General features: G+C 54.2%; 14 protein-coding genes. 1 reads left to right on the forward strand and 13 read right to left on the reverse strand.

Annotated elements, in window-relative coordinates; translation table 11 throughout:
- Positions 1 to 10 precede the first annotated feature (10 nt).
- Positions 11 to 781 carry a tRNA uridine 5-oxyacetic acid(34) methyltransferase CmoM gene (gene cmoM, locus RCF31_RS06140; RefSeq protein WP_084873711.1) on the reverse strand — a complete coding sequence of 257 codons (771 nt, stop codon included), beginning with the start codon at positions 779 to 781 and terminating at the stop codon, positions 11 to 13.
- A gap of 124 nt (positions 782 to 905) precedes the next feature.
- On the opposite strand from cmoM, the gene elyC reads away from it, so the two are divergent.
- The gene (gene elyC / locus RCF31_RS06145; protein ID WP_416412831.1) at positions 906 to 1,691 is read left to right on the forward strand and encodes an envelope biogenesis factor ElyC; all 786 of its coding nucleotides are present in this window, start codon (positions 906 to 908) and stop codon (positions 1,689 to 1,691) included.
- Here the strand turns inward: elyC and RCF31_RS06150 are convergent.
- From RCF31_RS06150 to serC, 12 genes are all read right to left on the reverse strand, one after another.
- Entirely contained in the window at positions 1,671 to 2,564 is an 894-nt protein-coding gene (locus tag RCF31_RS06150; protein WP_416412832.1) for a YcbJ family phosphotransferase, read from the reverse strand. The two genes, elyC and RCF31_RS06150, sit on opposite strands and share 21 nt — an antisense overlap.
- A 116-nt stretch (positions 2,565 to 2,680) precedes the next feature.
- Entirely contained in the window at positions 2,681 to 3,430 is a 750-nt protein-coding gene (gene kdsB, locus RCF31_RS06155; RefSeq protein WP_084873708.1) for a 3-deoxy-manno-octulosonate cytidylyltransferase, read from the reverse strand.
- Positions 3,427 to 3,609: a Trm112 family protein gene (locus RCF31_RS06160; protein WP_084873707.1), complete on the reverse strand. Its 183-nt coding sequence runs from the start codon at positions 3,607 to 3,609 to the stop codon at positions 3,427 to 3,429. The genes kdsB and RCF31_RS06160 overlap by 4 nt, the downstream gene beginning before the upstream one ends.
- A gap of 75 nt (positions 3,610 to 3,684) precedes the next feature.
- Positions 3,685 to 4,902, reverse strand: a complete 1,218-nt coding sequence (locus tag RCF31_RS06165; RefSeq protein WP_416412833.1) for a winged helix-turn-helix domain-containing protein — start codon at positions 4,900 to 4,902, stop codon at positions 3,685 to 3,687.
- A gap of 21 nt (positions 4,903 to 4,923) precedes the next feature.
- Complete coding sequence (gene lpxK / locus RCF31_RS06170; RefSeq protein ID WP_416412834.1) at positions 4,924 to 5,925, reverse strand: tetraacyldisaccharide 4'-kinase; 1,002 nt, start codon at positions 5,923 to 5,925, stop codon at positions 4,924 to 4,926.
- Positions 5,922 to 7,670, reverse strand: coding sequence for a lipid A ABC transporter ATP-binding protein/permease MsbA (gene msbA / locus RCF31_RS06175; protein WP_299446786.1), 1,749 nt, complete (start codon positions 7,668 to 7,670; stop codon positions 5,922 to 5,924). Before msbA ends, lpxK begins: the two co-directional genes overlap by 4 nt.
- Positions 7,671 to 7,704: 34 nt before the next feature.
- A complete protein-coding gene (locus RCF31_RS06180) occupies positions 7,705 to 9,963 on the reverse strand; it encodes a DNA internalization-related competence protein ComEC/Rec2 (RefSeq protein WP_416412835.1) in 2,259 nt (752 codons plus the stop codon).
- A 202-nt stretch (positions 9,964 to 10,165) separates the two neighbouring features.
- Positions 10,166 to 10,450 carry an integration host factor subunit beta gene (gene ihfB, locus RCF31_RS06185; protein ID WP_003849360.1) on the reverse strand — a complete coding sequence of 95 codons (285 nt, stop codon included), beginning with the start codon at positions 10,448 to 10,450 and terminating at the stop codon, positions 10,166 to 10,168.
- 86 nt (positions 10,451 to 10,536) lie between these two features.
- Positions 10,537 to 12,210 (reverse strand): 30S ribosomal protein S1, encoded by a 1,674-nt coding sequence (gene rpsA / locus RCF31_RS06190; protein ID WP_208714512.1) that lies wholly within the window; start codon positions 12,208 to 12,210, stop codon positions 10,537 to 10,539.
- Between the two features lie 123 nt (positions 12,211 to 12,333).
- Positions 12,334 to 13,014, reverse strand: coding sequence for a (d)CMP kinase (cmk, locus tag RCF31_RS06195; RefSeq protein ID WP_299446179.1), 681 nt, complete (start codon positions 13,012 to 13,014; stop codon positions 12,334 to 12,336).
- Positions 13,015 to 13,216: 202 nt separating this feature from the next.
- Positions 13,217 to 14,503 carry a 3-phosphoshikimate 1-carboxyvinyltransferase gene (gene aroA / locus RCF31_RS06200; protein ID WP_299446182.1) on the reverse strand — a complete coding sequence of 429 codons (1,287 nt, stop codon included), beginning with the start codon at positions 14,501 to 14,503 and terminating at the stop codon, positions 13,217 to 13,219.
- A gap of 80 nt (positions 14,504 to 14,583) precedes the next feature.
- Positions 14,584 to 15,669 carry a 3-phosphoserine/phosphohydroxythreonine transaminase gene (gene serC / locus RCF31_RS06205; protein ID WP_416412837.1) on the reverse strand — a complete coding sequence of 362 codons (1,086 nt, stop codon included), beginning with the start codon at positions 15,667 to 15,669 and terminating at the stop codon, positions 14,584 to 14,586.
- Positions 15,670 to 15,881 lie beyond the last annotated feature (212 nt).

The following is a 15,881-nucleotide window of genomic DNA, read 5'->3' on the forward strand; positions in this document are numbered from 1 at the left end:
GTTGGTCCTTCTACCTGGGTTTGCGCGCGGTCACGTGGATATAGCGCCCTAAACTCAAAAAGGGCTCCTGGCGACAGTAGCGCCGTTCCATCTCAATAATGGACTCAACGTCTTTCAGGGCGGCGGCCTGCTCTTTCATGTAGTCACAAAAGACGCGAATGCCAGCGCGCTGTTCAATCTCAAAGCCGCAGTCTGTCAGCCAGCGATATACTTCTTCAGGATCGCGGGGATAATCAGGCGACAGCGTGCGCTTTTTGCGTTTGGACATATTGGCCTGCAGATAGCCAAAATTGCCGAGGGTGAGCAGGCGCAGAGTTAAGGCATGGCGATTAAAAAACATCAGCGACAATACCCCACCCGGCTTCAGGGTGCGCCATAACGCCTGTAATACTTCCTCGGGCTGCGCGACCCATTCCAGCACAGCGTGAAACAATACCAGATCAACTGGCTTATCCAAATGTTCGCCGACCTGTTGTGCGCTAATTTGTTTGAATTGCATGTTGTGGCTCACACCCTCGGCAAGTGCGTGCGCCTCAGCCAGCTTCAGCATCTCGGCAGAAAGGTCGCACAGGACCACCTGATGCCCGCGCGCGGCCAGGCCGCTGGAGATTTGCCCTACACCACCACCCGCATCCAGCACCGACAGCGGCCCGGCGGGCAGCGTCGGCAGTAGCGCATCCAGCTCATCCCACAGGATCGCCTGGCGCACCATGCCTTTTTTGGTGCCATAAATGTTCTTTGAAAATCTCTCCGCGAGATCGTCAAAGTTACGATCCTGCATGCTGGTCGCTCCGCTCTGCTGCATTCAACTTGTGCTATTTTGTCACAGGCTCAACAAGAATGAACCTTTCATCCCGTGGTTAGTGTCTGGCTGCTGTTTTTTCGGCCAAAAGGAGCAATTTTCGATGTTTTTCACGTTAAAAAAAGTGATCGGTGGGATGTTACTGCCCTTGCCGCTGCTGCTGTCATTCATGGCAGCCGGACTTTTATTGCTCTGGTTCAGCCGCTGGCAGAAAAGCGGCAAAATACTGATATCAATCAGCTGGCTTCTGCTGCTGTTATTCAGCCTGCAACCGGTGGCCGATCGCCTGTTGCTGCCGCTGGAAAACCAGTATCCGACCTGGAACCGCAGTGAACGCGTCGATTATATCGTGGTGTTGGGCGGTGGATACACCTTTAATCCTGCATGGGCACCCAGTTCGAACCTGATTGGGAATAGTCTGCCTCGCGTGGCCGAAGGAGTACGCCAGTGGCGACGTTATCCGCAGGCGAAGATGATCTTTACCGGCGCGGCAGCAGGAGATAACCCGATGAGTAACGCCCGCGTCGCGGCGCAGGTGGCGGAGAGTCTCGGCGTTCCGGCTGATGCCATTATGGTGCTGGATCAACCCAAAGACACCCGAGAGGAAGCACAGGCGGTAAAAATCGCCGTGGGACAGCATCCGTTCCTGCTGGTCACCTCAGCGAATCATCTGCCGCGCGCCATGCATTTCTTCCAGGCCGCCGGGCTAAATCCCCTGGCAGCACCGGCTAATCAGCTGGCTATCACCTCACCACTAAATTGGTGGGAGCGAGCCATCCCCTCTCCCTTATGGCTGAGCCATAGTGAACGGGCGATTTATGAAACGCTGGGACAGGCGTGGCAGGCAGTCCACGGAGATGATATGACCTCACCCCAGCCAGGGGAGTAGCTGTTCCCGTGCACGATCGAAACGCGGGCGATCAAATTGCCCGGTATTTACCAGCGTTTCGATGCAGTCCCATAATTGATACAGCCAGCGCCGCCAGAGGAAACCTTCCGCCACTGGCGCGCGCTGCAAATAGTGTTGCAGCAGTGACGCCTCAGCACCGTTATCCCCCAGCCGCATCAACTCAAACTCACGTGGCGCCCACAGCACATTGCCGGGCTGGGTCATCGCCACCAGTTGATCGCTATGCACATCCTTCATAATGCTCGCGAGGCGCAGGTTGCCATGAATCAGCACACAGGGATCGTCAAATCCTTCCAGCAGGCGGGGCAACTGCTGACGACTGCGGAACAGAATTTGCCGATCGTCGAGAGTAAAAGACGGGGGTGACAGATACCCCAGGGTTGACCACAGCACTTCAACCCGCTGCTGATACCAGGCGGGCCAGCTGTTTTCCTGAATGCTGTCGATATTACCCACCAGGCCGTGGCTATCAATACGATGCCAGGCCAGCAAGCCCTCAATCACCTGTTCACACAACTGCTCCCAGCGTGCGGCGGTGCGCGATGGCGCTTCAGCAGAAACACCATTGAGGCGGGACATCAGTAACATTTCATGCACCGGCTTTTGCTGACTCAGCACCAAGCCAAACACCGCAGGAACGGCAATCAAACCATCACGGCCCAGCATCGCCAGCTTTTTGGCTTCCAGCGCGGCGCGCCCCTGATGACGGAAATACTTCGCCACCACCGGCATCGGTTTATCGGCGGCATCGTACAGGGCGTAAAGCCGCGATTGTGATTGTTCACTAATGGTTTCGAGACGGCCGACGCTCTCTCCAAGCACCAGCGCGAGTTCTGAACGGAGCTGTTCCATGCGTCATCCTCCCCAGTCAAAGTGACTTGATTATCCTGGAGGTCACTGCAGCGCAGAGTGATGCGCCAGATCAAAGAACAGCAGAGCCAGCTCGTAACAAGCTGGCCTCTGCGGGATTACCCCTGCATCGCTACGCGAACGCGTTGCAGGTCTTCCGGGGTATCAACACCCACGCTCGGCACGGTTTCCGCCACCGCAACGTGGATTTTTTCGCCGTACCACAACACGCGCAGCTGCTCGAGCAGCTCAATCTGCTCAAGCGGGCAAGGTGCCCAGGCAATGTAGCGACGTATAAAGCCTGCACGATAAGCATAGATGCCAATATGACGCAGCAGCGTATCGCCAGCCTGTTCACGCGATTTCGCGTAACGTTCACGATCCCAGGGAATGGTGGCGCGTGAGAAATAAAGCGCATAACCCCGCGCATCGGTCACCACTTTTACCGCGTTGGGATTGAAGGCTTCTTCTGCATCGTGAATCGGCACTGCCAGGGTCGCCATCCCCGCTTCAGCCTGAGCGAGATTTGCCGCAACCTGACGCACAATGGCAGGTGGGATCATCGGCTCATCGCCCTGGACATTGACGATAATGGTGTCATCCGGGAACTGATATTTTTCAATCACTTCCGCCAGACGCTCGGTACCGGAATGATGGTCAGGGCTGGTCATGCAGACCTCACCACCAGCGGCTTCGACAGCGGCTGCCACGTCCGGATGGTCGGTGGCAACAATGACACGATCCGCACCGGATTCGCGGGCACGCTCCATCACATGCACCACCATCGGTTTACCGAGAATATCCACCAGAGGTTTACCTGGCAGACGCGTTGAAGCATAACGCGCCGGAATAATGGCGACGAAACTCATGGATGAATCTCTTCAACAGACAAGGTGCGTGCTTCGGTTTCCAGTAATACCGGAATGCCATCCCGCACCGGGAAAGCCAGCCCATCAGGTTTGCAGATCAACTCCTGCTGCTCTTTGTTGTAGTACAGTTTTCCATTGCAAACCGGGCAAGCCACAATCTCAAGTAAACGGTGATCCATAATCTCCTCCAGTGGATCGATGCGTCAGGCGGTTAGCATACCATAGCGCAGCGCCAGGCAACGTGCCGCAATCCACTACTCGGTTAATATCCAGCGATCTGACCAGGCGGCGCGTAACGCTGCCGGAGCCTGCTCGATCACCACTTCACTGGCACCCTGCCAGTGCGCAAACCGCGAGATGGCGCGCTTTACATCGCTGATAAAGCCAGCCGTCACACGCACACCCTCTTCCAGCCAAAATGATCGGATGACCAGTTGCTGCGCCTGGCGGTCCATTTTTGCATCCAGCCGCCCTTTCAGGCTGCCGCGATGCAAAACAGGCAACACGAAATAACCGTATTTACGCTTTTCTGCCGGGGTATAGCATTCGATACGGTAGTCAAAATTGAACAGTTCCAGCGCCCGACGGCGATCCCATACCACCGGATCAAAGGGTGACAACAGCGCGGTATGGGTCGCAGGCTGCGGTTTCTCCAGTTGTGGCAAGAGATCGCGATGCAACCACATGTCACCCAGTTGCTCAACCTGCACTGGCACGATATCGCCTCGAGCCTCAGCCCCCGCCAGCCAGGGTTGTAGCGCTACGCGTTTCAGACGGTAATAATCTGCCAGCCACGCGGGACGGAAAATCCCCAGGCTGCGCGCGCTGTGGTTCAGCATACTTACCACGGCATCATCTTCACGCAATGCATGCTGTCCATCATCCCAGTCCGGCATCACGCGCTGGTGCAGGTCATACACCCGCTGAAAATTACGCCGTTCCACCACCATCAGTTCACCGGCGCTGAACAAATTTTCCAGATGGCGTTTATGCGGTTTCCACGCCCACCAGCCCGGTTTACTCTGCTTATCCGCCACAAAATCGGCGGCGCGTACGGGCCCGTTGGCATTGATATGCTCTAGCAAGTCCGCAATTTCCTGCTGATGATCCGCTACCCACTGCGCATTGTATTTCCAGCCCAGACGTGAAGGATCAAGCATGCGATGGCGCAATAACGGATAATCTTCACGGGGAATAAAACAGGCTTCATGCGCCCAGTATTCAAATAGCGCCCCCGCAGCCAGCGTCTCTTCCAGCCAGTTAATCGGGTAATTGCCCAGCCGACTAAACAACACCAGATACGGGCTGCGCGCCACGACATTGATGGTATCGATTTGCAGCAGCGACATCTGCCGAATGGTGGCGTGAATATCGGCAAAACGCGCCCGGCGTTTCGGCGGTCTTAGCAGGCCCTGGGCGGCAAGATGGAGGTGACGGGCAGTGGCTAAAGAAAGGGAATCCGCGTGGGTCATAACTCAGTTTCCCTCCAGAAACTAGCGCGGCTGTGAATGGCGCGCTGTGAGACAAAGTTGCGTAATGTCATCCAGCAGCGCAGGCAGCGCCGCACCGGACAGATGGGCATCAACGGGTAAATACCACCAGTTTTCACCGGCAAAAGTCCGGCACTTAACGGCATCTTTCTCCGTCATCAACAGACATTGCCCTTTCTGGATCAAACTGTTCAGTTCCGCCTGGTTATAGGCATGATGATCGGCAAAGGCCACTTCGGCAATCGGCTGTAGCCCCTGTTGTTTCAGGGTAGTGAAGAAACGCGGCGGATGTCCGATACCGGCCATCGCCACCACCGGAGGTAACTGGTCTAGCGTGGCGCTTTGTCCCGTGACCAGATTAATGGCCAGGCCGGGTTGCAGCGTCATGGCAATTTCCCGCCCTGTGGCTTCTCCACCATTGACGATAACCGCATCAACCTGCTCAAGACGCGAAGCGCGCTCCCGCATCGGCCCGGCCGGTAACCACCAGCCATTACCAAAGCGGCGCACGCCATCGACCACCACCACCTCACGATCGCGCTGCAAGGCGTAGTGCTGCAAACCATCATCGGTGATGATCACATCCAGCGATTGCTGGGCCAGTAACGCTTCAACGGCAGCACGCCGCTGCGGGGCTACCGCCACCGGTACCTGGGTGCGTTGCGCAATCAAAACCGGCTCATCACCCGCCTGCCCGGTGGGCGTTTCTGCGCTGACCAGCAATGGATAGCTTTCTGCTTTACCACCGTAACCACGGGAGACCACACCCGGACGCAGGCCACGTTGTTGCAATGCCTGCACCAGCCAGATAACCACCGGTGTTTTGCCGTTGCCTCCTGCCGTCAGGTTGCCAACCACAATCACCGGACAGGGCGCGCGCCAGCTTTTACGCCAGCCGCGCTGGAAACTGAGGCGAATCAGCCAGCTGATGGCCCCATACAACAGACTGAACGGCCATAACAGCAGCCATAATGGCGATCGCCCACTCCAGATGCGTTCAATCATTGGCCAAACTGGAGCTTGTGAAGTTGGGCATAAGCACCTTTCTGCGCCAGCAGCACCTCGTGCGTACCACGCTCAACGATACGGCCATCTTCAACCACCACAATTTCATCGGCTTTTTCGATGGTAGAAAGGCGGTGGGCAATCACCAGTGAAGTGCGGTTTTTCTGCAACTCGTCCAGTGCCGATTGAATCGCGCGTTCGGACTCGGTATCCAGTGCCGAGGTGGCCTCATCGAGGATCAGGATCGGACAATCACGCAGCAAAGCACGGGCAATGGCGATACGCTGACGCTGACCACCGGAAAGCAGTACCCCATTTTCACCGATAACTGTATCGAGACCGTTATCCATTTTCTTAATGAAATCCATGGCATGGGCCATCGTCGCCGCACGCTCAATCTCTTCACGGCTGTATTGTTCATTGCGCGCATAAGCAATGTTGTTAGCAATGGTGTCATTGAACAGATGGACATTTTGCGACACCAGCGCCACCTGATTACGTAATGAACTCAGGGTGTACTCCCGCAAATCGTGACCATCCAGCAGGATTTCACCTTGCTGAATATCGTAAAAACGGGTCAACAGGCTTGCCATGGTGGATTTACCAGACCCAGAGCGGCCAACCAGCGCCACCGTTTTGCCCGCAGGCAGCGACAGATTGATATCGCGTAACGCCGGAATATCACGACCTGGATAAGTAAAGGTCACGTTGCGGAACTCGACATCACCTTTAGCACGACCCAGTTCGCGCTTGCCGTTATCACATTCCTGCTCGCTATCGAGAATGCTGAATAATGTCTGGCAGGCTGCCATACCACGCTGGAACTGCGCATTGACGTTAGTCAGTGATTTCAGCGGACGCATCAGCGCGATCATCGAGGAGAACACCACGGTGATGGTACCGGCGGTTAACGTCGCCATAACGCTTGGGAAGCTGGCGGCATACAGCACGAATGCCAGAGCCAGAGAAGCAATCAGCTGAATAACCGGATCAGAAATAGATGAAGCGGATACCAGTTTCATGCCCTGCTGACGCATCTTATTGCTGACACGGCCGAAACGCTCTGACTCCACTTCCTGACCACCGAAAATCAGCACTTCTTTGTGCCCTTTGAGCATCTGTTCTGCGCTGGTCGTCACCTGCCCCATGGTGTTCTGCATGGTTTTGCTGATATTACGGAAGCGTTTTGAGACGTTACGAATCGCGAATGACACAATCGGCGCCAGCAGGATGAGGATCAAAGACAGCTGCCAGCTGTAGTAGAACATCATAATGAACAGGCCAATGATTGACGCCCCTTCACGCACCACCGTGACCAGCGCACTGGATGATGATGAAGCGACCTGCTCAGAATCATAGGTAATACGGGACAACAGCGTACCGGTAGATTGCTGGTCGAAGAAGGCAACCGGCATCCCCATCATATGGCTAAACAGGCGACGGCGCATATTCATCACCACATTGCCTGAAACCCATGAAATACAGTAGCTTGAAATATAGCTGGTGACGCCGCGGATAAGCATTAAGCCAATTACCGCCAGCGGCATCCACAGCAGTACGGATTTATCAGCTTTACCGAAGCCATCATCCAGTAAAGGTTTCAACAGGGAGAGCATTAAAGTATCGCCTGCCGCATTGAGTATCAGCGCCACAGCAGACACGAATAAGCCAGCTTTGTGGGGCGCAATCATCGGCCAGAGTCGGCGAAATGTCTGCCACGTTGAGAGATCTTTGTCTTGATGCATCATTTATTCACGCTGTTTGAAATAGCCGCTCATTCTACCTGGATTCACGTTTGACGCCAAACCACTGATGATACCAGCGGGGCATTATTTGCTCTCTTAAACCCTTAATCTGCCAATCACCTGCATTAATCGCGATGTGAATCTGTCCTGATTGCGCAGTGTCATACCAAAGATATCCATTCTGGCGGTAAGCATCGACTACCGTTTTGGCTGGCATTCGCCAGGCGTTGTAGCGCGCCACCGAGGCAATCGCTACCCTGCCTGCGACATTGCGTAACAGCAACGCACTGGAGGATGTGCGGCTGCCATGATGCGGCACTTGCAGGATGGTCGAGGCCAGCGCCTGCTTTTGCTGCGTCACCAATTGTCTTTCCGCTTCCAGCTCAATATCCCCGGTTAACAACAGGCTGACTTTGCCATCATCAACGCGCACCACACAGGAATCATTATTTTCCCCCCGGGTGGCTCCCCGGGGTGGCCATAACACGTTAAAACGTAACTTACCCCAAAGCCACGTTTCCCCCTGAAAACAGGGGAGATGGTGAGTCTCGGGCAGAGCGCTGCGCACCGGTGTCTCTGGCATAGCGGCAACAATCGAGTCCAGACCACCACGATGGTCCAGATGCTTATGACTCAGCATCACTGCACGGAGCGTTTTGTTTTTACGCTGCAGCCAGGGAAGTATGACACGATTACCGGCATCGCCCTGGTTCCAGCGTGGTCCGGTGTCATACAGCACCGCTTCATCCCCCTGGGTGATAACCACCGCCAGCCCATGCCCTACGTCGATCATGTCAATTTGCCATTCTTCACGCGGCGTATTGCTACGCCAGATCAATAGAGCAACCGCGATGCTGCAACACTGTACAGGTGCGCGATAAAAGATCCCGCTACGCCAGGCTAATGTCCCGCCCCATAGCAAACCCATCGCTGGCAATGCCTCTCCCCAGGCCAACCAGCCCGGAGGAAGCCACGCCAGCCCCTGCATCACCTTATGAACCGACTGGTCAGCCAGCCACCACAAACTACTGGATAACGGTACCACTGGTACCAGCATCGCCAGCAATATCAGCGGCACAGAGATAAAAGAGATGACTGGCACAGCCAGCAGATTTGCCAGCAATGCACTGATACTGATGCCCTGAAACAGAAGTATTTGCAGTGGTGCCATCAGCAACATTATGCCCAACTGCAAATGCAGCAGCTGCAACACTATCCAGCGACGCCGGGTGCGGAAACCCACCGGTAATGCGAACCAGTGATACCAGATAAGCAATACCGCCACCGCCAGTGCTGAAAGCCAAAAACTCTCTGATAAGACGGTGAGAGGATCAACAAAGAGCAGCAGCCCAACGCATAATGTCCATACCTGCCAGCCATTTAACTGCCAGCCTGCAATACGTAATACTATCCAAAGTGTGAGAGCCAGCATCGCTCGTTGTGCAGGGGGATGACTGCCGGATACCCAGCAGTAAATTGCCGCCGTTAACCCACTCGCTATCAAAGGAAACATATAGTTAATGCGTCTGGCGGGGAAAAAAACCTGCAGCATGCGTGCAAGTATCCAGCCGACACTCGCCGCCAGCGCGATATGCATACCCGAAATAGCCATCAAGTGCGCGGTTCCCGTCTCGCGCAATAACCGCCGCTGTTCTTCAGTCATCGCATCGCGCATACCAAATGCCAGAGCCTGCACAATGGCTGGGGACTTCATCTGCGCGAATGCGGGCAAGTGGTATTGAATCAGGCGTGATCGCCAGCTACATGCCTTGTTGACTTCCTGACGCCGGATGATGGTTCCCTGCAACGGCGTATGTTGTGCTACGGCAAAACGTTGTAAATCAAACTCCCCCTCATTGAGCCGGGCATGAACAGGGCGTAAGCGAAGCTGCATCTGCCAGCGCTGTCCTGCACAGAACGGCTCTCCCTCGCCATTATCGTTAAGTGTGGCGAATATCGGGGGAAACTGATAGCGCCCATCAATTTGCAGCAATTGGATCTTCAGCTGTTTGTTGTCTTCACGCACATCGGTGACCCGCACAATAGCATTCACCGGTGCCCTGGTCAGAAGGTCAATACTGGCAGTCATCTGACGGGCTTCGGCCAGCGCCCACAGCATCAGTAGCAAAACGGGTGCAGCAATGCGCAATGAAGGGAGCGGCTGCAACCTTAGCAGCAAAGCAGCCATGGCTATCACCAACAGGATGCCATCACCTGGCAGTTGTGGCAGAAAACCTAAAGGCAACGCAGCAGGGATCATTAACCCTGCCAGCACAATCCATGTGGTCGGCATCTTTCTTCTCCGTGAAAGGAGAAAACAGTGTGCCAGAACTGGCGGTTTTTCTATTGAAGTGAATGGGTGTTTTCTGCGTCAGCTTCCGGGAAATCGTCGAGTTTGCAGCGGTATGACATCTTTTCTGAAGCGCGCTCGCCGGAGCTATTCAGGCAAAAAAAAACGACACCAGAAGGTGTCGTTTTCAATGTTCGGTAACGGCTTAGCCGTAAATGTTCGCACGGTCACGCAATTCTTTGCCCGGCTTGAAGTGGGGAACGTATTTACCTTCCAGATCAACTTTGTCACCCGTTTTCGGGTTACGTCCGGTGCGCGGTGCGCGGTAGTGCAAAGAAAAGCTGCCGAATCCCCGGATTTCAATGCGCTCGCCCTGTGCCAACGTTGTGGCCATATGCTCGAGCATCTCTTTGACCGCATCCTCAACGACTTTCGCCGGAATATGAGTATGCTGGCCAGCAAGTCTTTCAATCAGTTCTGACTTGGTCATGTAACCTCCGGTTAATCCCTGTTTGGAAAGGTATGACAGCTTTTACCGAAACCGGGTAGCTTACGCCACCCGGTGCCTCGGGTCGATTACTCGCCTTTAGCCGCTTTGAACGCTTCAGCCATAGCGTTAGAGAAGTTGCCTTCTTCCTGTTTGGTGTTAACAGTGTTGATAGCTTCTTTCTCATCAGCCTGGTCTTTCGCACGGACAGACAGACTTACAACGCGGTTCTTACGGTCAACGCCGGTGAATTTAGCTTCAACGTCGTCACCAACACTCAGAACCAGAGTTGCGTCTTCGATACGGTCCAGTGAAGCTTCAGAAGCGCGCAGGTAACCTTCTACGCCATCAGCTAATTCTACTGTAGCACCTTTCGCGTCAACTGCAGTGACTTTACCAGTCACGATAGCGCCTTTCTTGTTCAGGGTGATGTAGTTGTTGAACGGATCTTCAGCCAACTGTTTCACGCCCAGAGAGATGCGCTCACGCTCTGCATCAACCTGCAGTACAACGGCAGCGATTTCGTCGCCTTTTTTGTACTCACGAACGGCTTCTTCGCCAGTCGCGTTCCAGGAGATGTCAGACAGGTGAACCAGACCGTCGATGCCGCCGTCCAGGCCGATGAAGATACCGAAGTCAGTGATTGACTTGATTTTACCTTCAACGCGGTCACCCTTGTTGTGGGTCTCAGCGAACTGCTGCCATGGGTTAGATTTGCACTGCTTCAGACCCAGGGAGATACGACGACGCTCTTCGTCGATGTCCAGAACCATAACTTCAACCACGTCGCCCACGTTAACAACTTTAGACGGGTGGATGTTTTTGTTGGTCCAGTCCATTTCAGAAACGTGTACCAGACCTTCAACGCCTTCTTCGATTTCTACGAAGCAGCCGTAATCAGTCAGGTTGGTTACACGACCGGTCAGCTTGGTGCCTTCCGGATAGCGCTTAGCGATAGCTACCCACGGATCTTCGCCCAGCTGTTTCAGGCCCAGAGATACACGGGTACGTTCGCGGTCGAACTTCAGCACTTTAACAGTGATTTCGTCGCCCACATTGACGATTTCGCTCGGATGCTTAACGCGTTTCCAGGCCATGTCAGTGATGTGCAGCAGGCCGTCAACGCCGCCCAGGTCCACGAATGCGCCGTAGTCAGTGAGGTTCTTAACGATACCTTTGACTTCCATGCCTTCCTGCAGGTTTTCCAGCAGCTGATCACGTTCAGCGCTGTTTTCAGATTCGATAACTGCGCGGCGAGAAACCACCACGTTGTTACGTTTCTGATCAAGCTTGATTACTTTGAATTCAAGCTCTTTGCCTTCCAGGTGCAGAGTGTCGCGAACCGGACGTACGTCTACCAGTGAGCCCGGCAGGAACGCACGAATACCATTCAGCTCAACAGTGAAGCCACCTTTAACTTTGCCGTTGATAACACCGGTAACAGTTTCAGCGTCTTCGTAAGCTTTTTCCAGCGTGATCCAAGCTTCGTGACGTTTAGCTTTTTCACGGGACAGCAGGGTTTCACCGAAGCCGTCTTCTACTGCGTCCAGAGCAACGTCAACTTCGTCGCCCACCTGGATTTCCAGTTCGCCAGCTGCGTTCTTGAACTGCTCTGCAGGGATTGCAGATTCAGATTTCAGACCCGCATCAACCAGGACTACGTCTTTGTCGATAGAAACAACGACGCCACGAACGATGGAACCCGGACGGGTTTCGATTTCTTTCAGGGACTCTTCAAAGAGTTGCGCAAAAGATTCAGTCATATTGATAATCTTCAGGATTCTTCAATTTAACGTCCACCTGACGTCATTGTCGGATGGGGTTGTTTCACATGCCCGGCACCGGATCCGTGGTACAGGGTTATAACAATTCGGTTGCCGAAAAGATTAAATGCCCAGCTTTTGGCGGGCATAATCAAGTGCTTTTTCAATCACTTGCTCAATGGACATACTGGTTGAATCCAGCACCAGAGCATCATTTGCAGGCACTAAAGGGGCGATGGCGCGGTTACGATCGCGGTCGTCGCGTTCCTTTATCTCGGCTAAAAGGCGATCAAAGTTAACACTAAAGCCCTTCTCCTGCAACTGTAGCATACGGCGATGAGCACGCTCTTCTGAACTGGCATCAAGAAAGATTTTTACTGGTGCATCCGGGAAGACAACGGTTCCCATATCGCGACCATCAGCAATTAATCCAGGTTCCTCACGGAACGCCCGTTGACGACGCAACAGCGCCTCACGCACACGCGGAAATGCCGCCACACGTGATGCCGTGTTGCTGACTTCCTGGGTGCGGATTTCCCCGGTGACATCTTCCCCTTCAAGGATCACCTGCATCTCACCCTCAACGGAGAGAAAGCGCACATCAAGATGCGCAGCCATCGGTACCAGCGCTTCTTCAGACTCAATATTCACCTGGTGGTGAAGCGCAGCCAATGCCAGTACGCGGTATATAGCGCCAGAATCCAGCAAGTGCCACTGCAACGACTCCGCCATCGCTTTGCACAAGGTCCCCTTCCCTGCACCACTGGGCCCATCGATGGTAATAACCGGGGCAATTGCCGTCATTGTCTTCTCCTGTTGCTGGATGCGTATTTTCAGCCTGCACGGCTGTCTGGATTGCGCGGCATTATACGCTGCCCGCGCGAGGTTCGTTACCCCTTAGCGCAGACAGTGTTATAAATTTGAACAGAATCGGAGGAATTTGTGGCAACTCAGGGCCAGCAGAAAGCAGAGTTACCCGGTACATGATGTACCGGGTTGCTACGCATCAGGCCTTGTGACTGATTTTCGCCAGTTGCTGAAAATAGTCGGGGAAGGTTTTCGCCGTACATCCCGGATCCAGGATGGTCACTGGCGTGTCCGACAACGCCACCAACGAGAAACACATCGCCATACGGTGGTCGTTGTAAGTCCCAATGTCCGCGTGCTGCAACTGAGATGGCGGCGTGATACGAATAAAATCGTGGCCTTCTTCAACTTCAGCACCGACTTTACGCAATTCAGTCGCCATCGCTGCCAGACGATCCGTCTCTTTCACTCGCCAGTTGTAGATGTTACGCATCAGGGTGGTGCCCTGCGCAAACAGCGCCGTGGTAGCGATAGTCATGGCGGCATCGGGGATATGGTTCATATCCATATCGATGGCATTTAATGCACCACGCGTGCAGGCGATGTAATCATCCCCCCACTCAACCACCGCGCCCATTTTCTCCAGCACATCCGCAAAGCGAATATCGCCCTGCACACTATTACGACCAATGCCGGTGACACGCACAGTGCCGCCTTTAATCGCGGCTGCCGCGAGGAAATAAGATGCGGATGATGCATCGCCTTCCACCAGGTAATCGCCCGGTGACTGATACTGCTGCTGGCCTTTAACGACAAAGCGCTGGTAATTCTGGTTATCGACTTCAACACCAAAGCAACGCATCAGATGCAAGGTAATGTCGATATACGGCTTCGATACCAGTTCACCTTTAATGGTGATCGTGGTGTCCTGCTGGGCCAGCGGGGCCGTCATCAATAACGCCGTCAGGAACTGGCTTGAAACGCTGCCATCGACACTGACTTCACCGCCATTGAAACCACCATTAAGGCGCAAAGGTGGATAGTCCGTCTGCTCCAGATAATCAATTTTCGCTCCGCCCTGACGCAGTGCATCAACCAGATGTCCAATCGGACGTTCCTTCATGCGCGGTTCACCGGTCAACACAATGGATTGCTGACCCAGGCACAATGCCGCCGCCAGCGGGCGCATAGCCGTACCTGCGTTGCCGAGAAACAGCTCCAGCGGTTGGTCTGAATGCAAAGGGCCTGCGTTGCCGGTCACGATGCAGACCGTGCGATCCGCAGACAGCGTGTAGCTCACACCCAGCGCTTTCAGCGCGTTAAGCATATGCTTAACATCATCGCTATCCAGCAGGTTGGTGAGGCGCGTGGTGCCTTTAGCCAGCGCAGCCAGCAGCAGCGCGCGGTTAGAAACGCTTTTTGAACCCGGTAAGTTTACCGTGCCATCAACGCGGGCAATCGGTTGTAAAGTCAGGGAGTCCTGCATGTGAAACCAAATCTCCAGAAAAGACGAAACCCCGTCCGAAAACGGGGCCTGAAACCAGTCAGACTGGTACTAATAAATCATCAGCCGTGGCGACGTTCAAAATCGACCATAAAGTCGGTCAGAACTTTAACACCTTCCAGCGGCATCGCATTGTAGATGGAGGCACGCATACCGCCAACCACGCGGTGGCCTTTCAGCGCATGCAAACCCGCTTTCAGTGACTCTTCAAGAAACACTTTGTCCAGCGCCGCATCCGCCAGCTGGAAAGGTACGTTCATACGTGAACGGTTTTCAGCGGCAACGTCGTTACGATAGAAGTTGCTGTTATCGATCACGCCGTAAAGCAGGTCCGCTTTCGCCTGGTTCAGCTTGTCCATTTCCGCAACGCCACCCTTCTCTTTCAGCCATTTGAACACCAGGCCGGAGAGATACCACGCGAAGGTCGGTGGGGTGTTAAACATGGAATCGTTTTCTGCCAGCACCTTGTAATCAAGGATGGAAGGCACATAGCTGTGAGCTTTACCCAGCAAATCTTCACGCACGATAACCAGAGTCAGGCCAGCCGGGCCGATATTTTTCTGTGCGCCGGCATAAATCACACCATAACGGCTGACATCAATCGGACGAGACAGGATGGTTGACGAGTAGTCAGCCACGACAACTTTGTCACCAAAGTCCGGCTGTTCATCAATCGCGATACCGTCAATGGTTTCGTTCGGGCAAAAGTGGACATAAGCCGCATCATCACTCAACTGCCATTCATGCATGGGCAGAATGGCACGTTTGCCGTCGCGGGTGGTTTTTACATCGATGGTATTCGGCGAGCAGAATTTCTCAGCCTCTTTGATGGCGCTGTGCGCCCAGTAACCGCCATCGATGTAATCTGCGCTTTTCGCTGCACCAAGCAGGTTGCCGGGGATGGCAGCAAACTGTGCACGCGCGCCGCCATGGCAGAATAAAACTTTGTAGTTGGCGGGGATTTTCAGCAGATCGCGAAAGTCCTTCTCAGCCTCTTCCGCGACCTGAATAAACTCTTTACTACGGTGACTGATTTCCATCACCGAGGTGCCTAACCCGTGCCAGTTTGTCAGTTCTTGTTCTGCACGACGGAGCACTTCAACCGGCAGCATCGCTGGACCGGAGCTAAAATTGTAAACCTGCGTCATTTCCCCTCACCACTGTCATATCGAACGGTTATGAATACCCTACCGGTTTTATCATTGCCTCCGGGTGGCTGCAATCACTAATCCATCCGCGATCACATTTCCAGAGCCAGCCCGGCGACAGCTTATGTCATAAATGCAATCCGCAATGGAATATTGTGAGGTTTATCGGCGAAGTAAAATCGGATGACAGCCAGCACACCTGAAGCCTGTAA

It is taken from the genome of Pantoea sp. App145 (assembly GCF_047947045.1).
Taxonomy (GTDB): Bacteria; Pseudomonadota; Gammaproteobacteria; order Enterobacterales; family Enterobacteriaceae; genus Pantoea.

Bases quoted from the DNA above. Each gene is read 5' to 3' on its own strand.
- msbA (WP_299446786.1), bottom strand. From the start codon at position 7,670: ATGCATCAAGACAAAGATCTCTCAACGTGGCAGACATTTCGCCGACTC.
- RCF31_RS06160 (WP_084873707.1), bottom strand. From the start codon at position 3,609: ATGGATCACCGTTTACTTGAGATTGTGGCTTGCCCGGTTTGCAATGGA.
- aroA (WP_299446182.1), bottom strand. From the start codon at position 14,503: ATGCAGGACTCCCTGACTTTACAACCGATTGCCCGCGTTGATGGCACG.
- cmk (WP_299446179.1), bottom strand. From the start codon at position 13,014: ATGACGGCAATTGCCCCGGTTATTACCATCGATGGGCCCAGTGGTGCA.
- cmoM (WP_084873711.1), bottom strand. From the start codon at position 781: ATGCAGGATCGTAACTTTGACGATCTCGCGGAGAGATTTTCAAAGAAC.
- ihfB (WP_003849360.1), bottom strand. From the start codon at position 10,450: ATGACCAAGTCAGAACTGATTGAAAGACTTGCTGGCCAGCATACTCAT.
- lpxK (WP_416412834.1), bottom strand. From the start codon at position 5,925: ATGATTGAACGCATCTGGAGTGGGCGATCGCCATTATGGCTGCTGTTA.
- RCF31_RS06180 (WP_416412835.1), bottom strand. From the start codon at position 9,963: ATGCCGACCACATGGATTGTGCTGGCAGGGTTAATGATCCCTGCTGCG.
- serC (WP_416412837.1), bottom strand. From the start codon at position 15,669: ATGACGCAGGTTTACAATTTTAGCTCCGGTCCAGCGATGCTGCCGGTT.
- elyC (WP_416412831.1), top strand. From the start codon at position 906: ATGTTTTTCACGTTAAAAAAAGTGATCGGTGGGATGTTACTGCCCTTG.
- RCF31_RS06165 (WP_416412833.1), bottom strand. From the start codon at position 4,902: ATGACCCACGCGGATTCCCTTTCTTTAGCCACTGCCCGTCACCTCCAT.
- kdsB (WP_084873708.1), bottom strand. From the start codon at position 3,430: ATGAGTTTCGTCGCCATTATTCCGGCGCGTTATGCTTCAACGCGTCTG.
- RCF31_RS06150 (WP_416412832.1), bottom strand. From the start codon at position 2,564: ATGGAACAGCTCCGTTCAGAACTCGCGCTGGTGCTTGGAGAGAGCGTC.
- rpsA (WP_208714512.1), bottom strand. From the start codon at position 12,210: ATGACTGAATCTTTTGCGCAACTCTTTGAAGAGTCCCTGAAAGAAATC.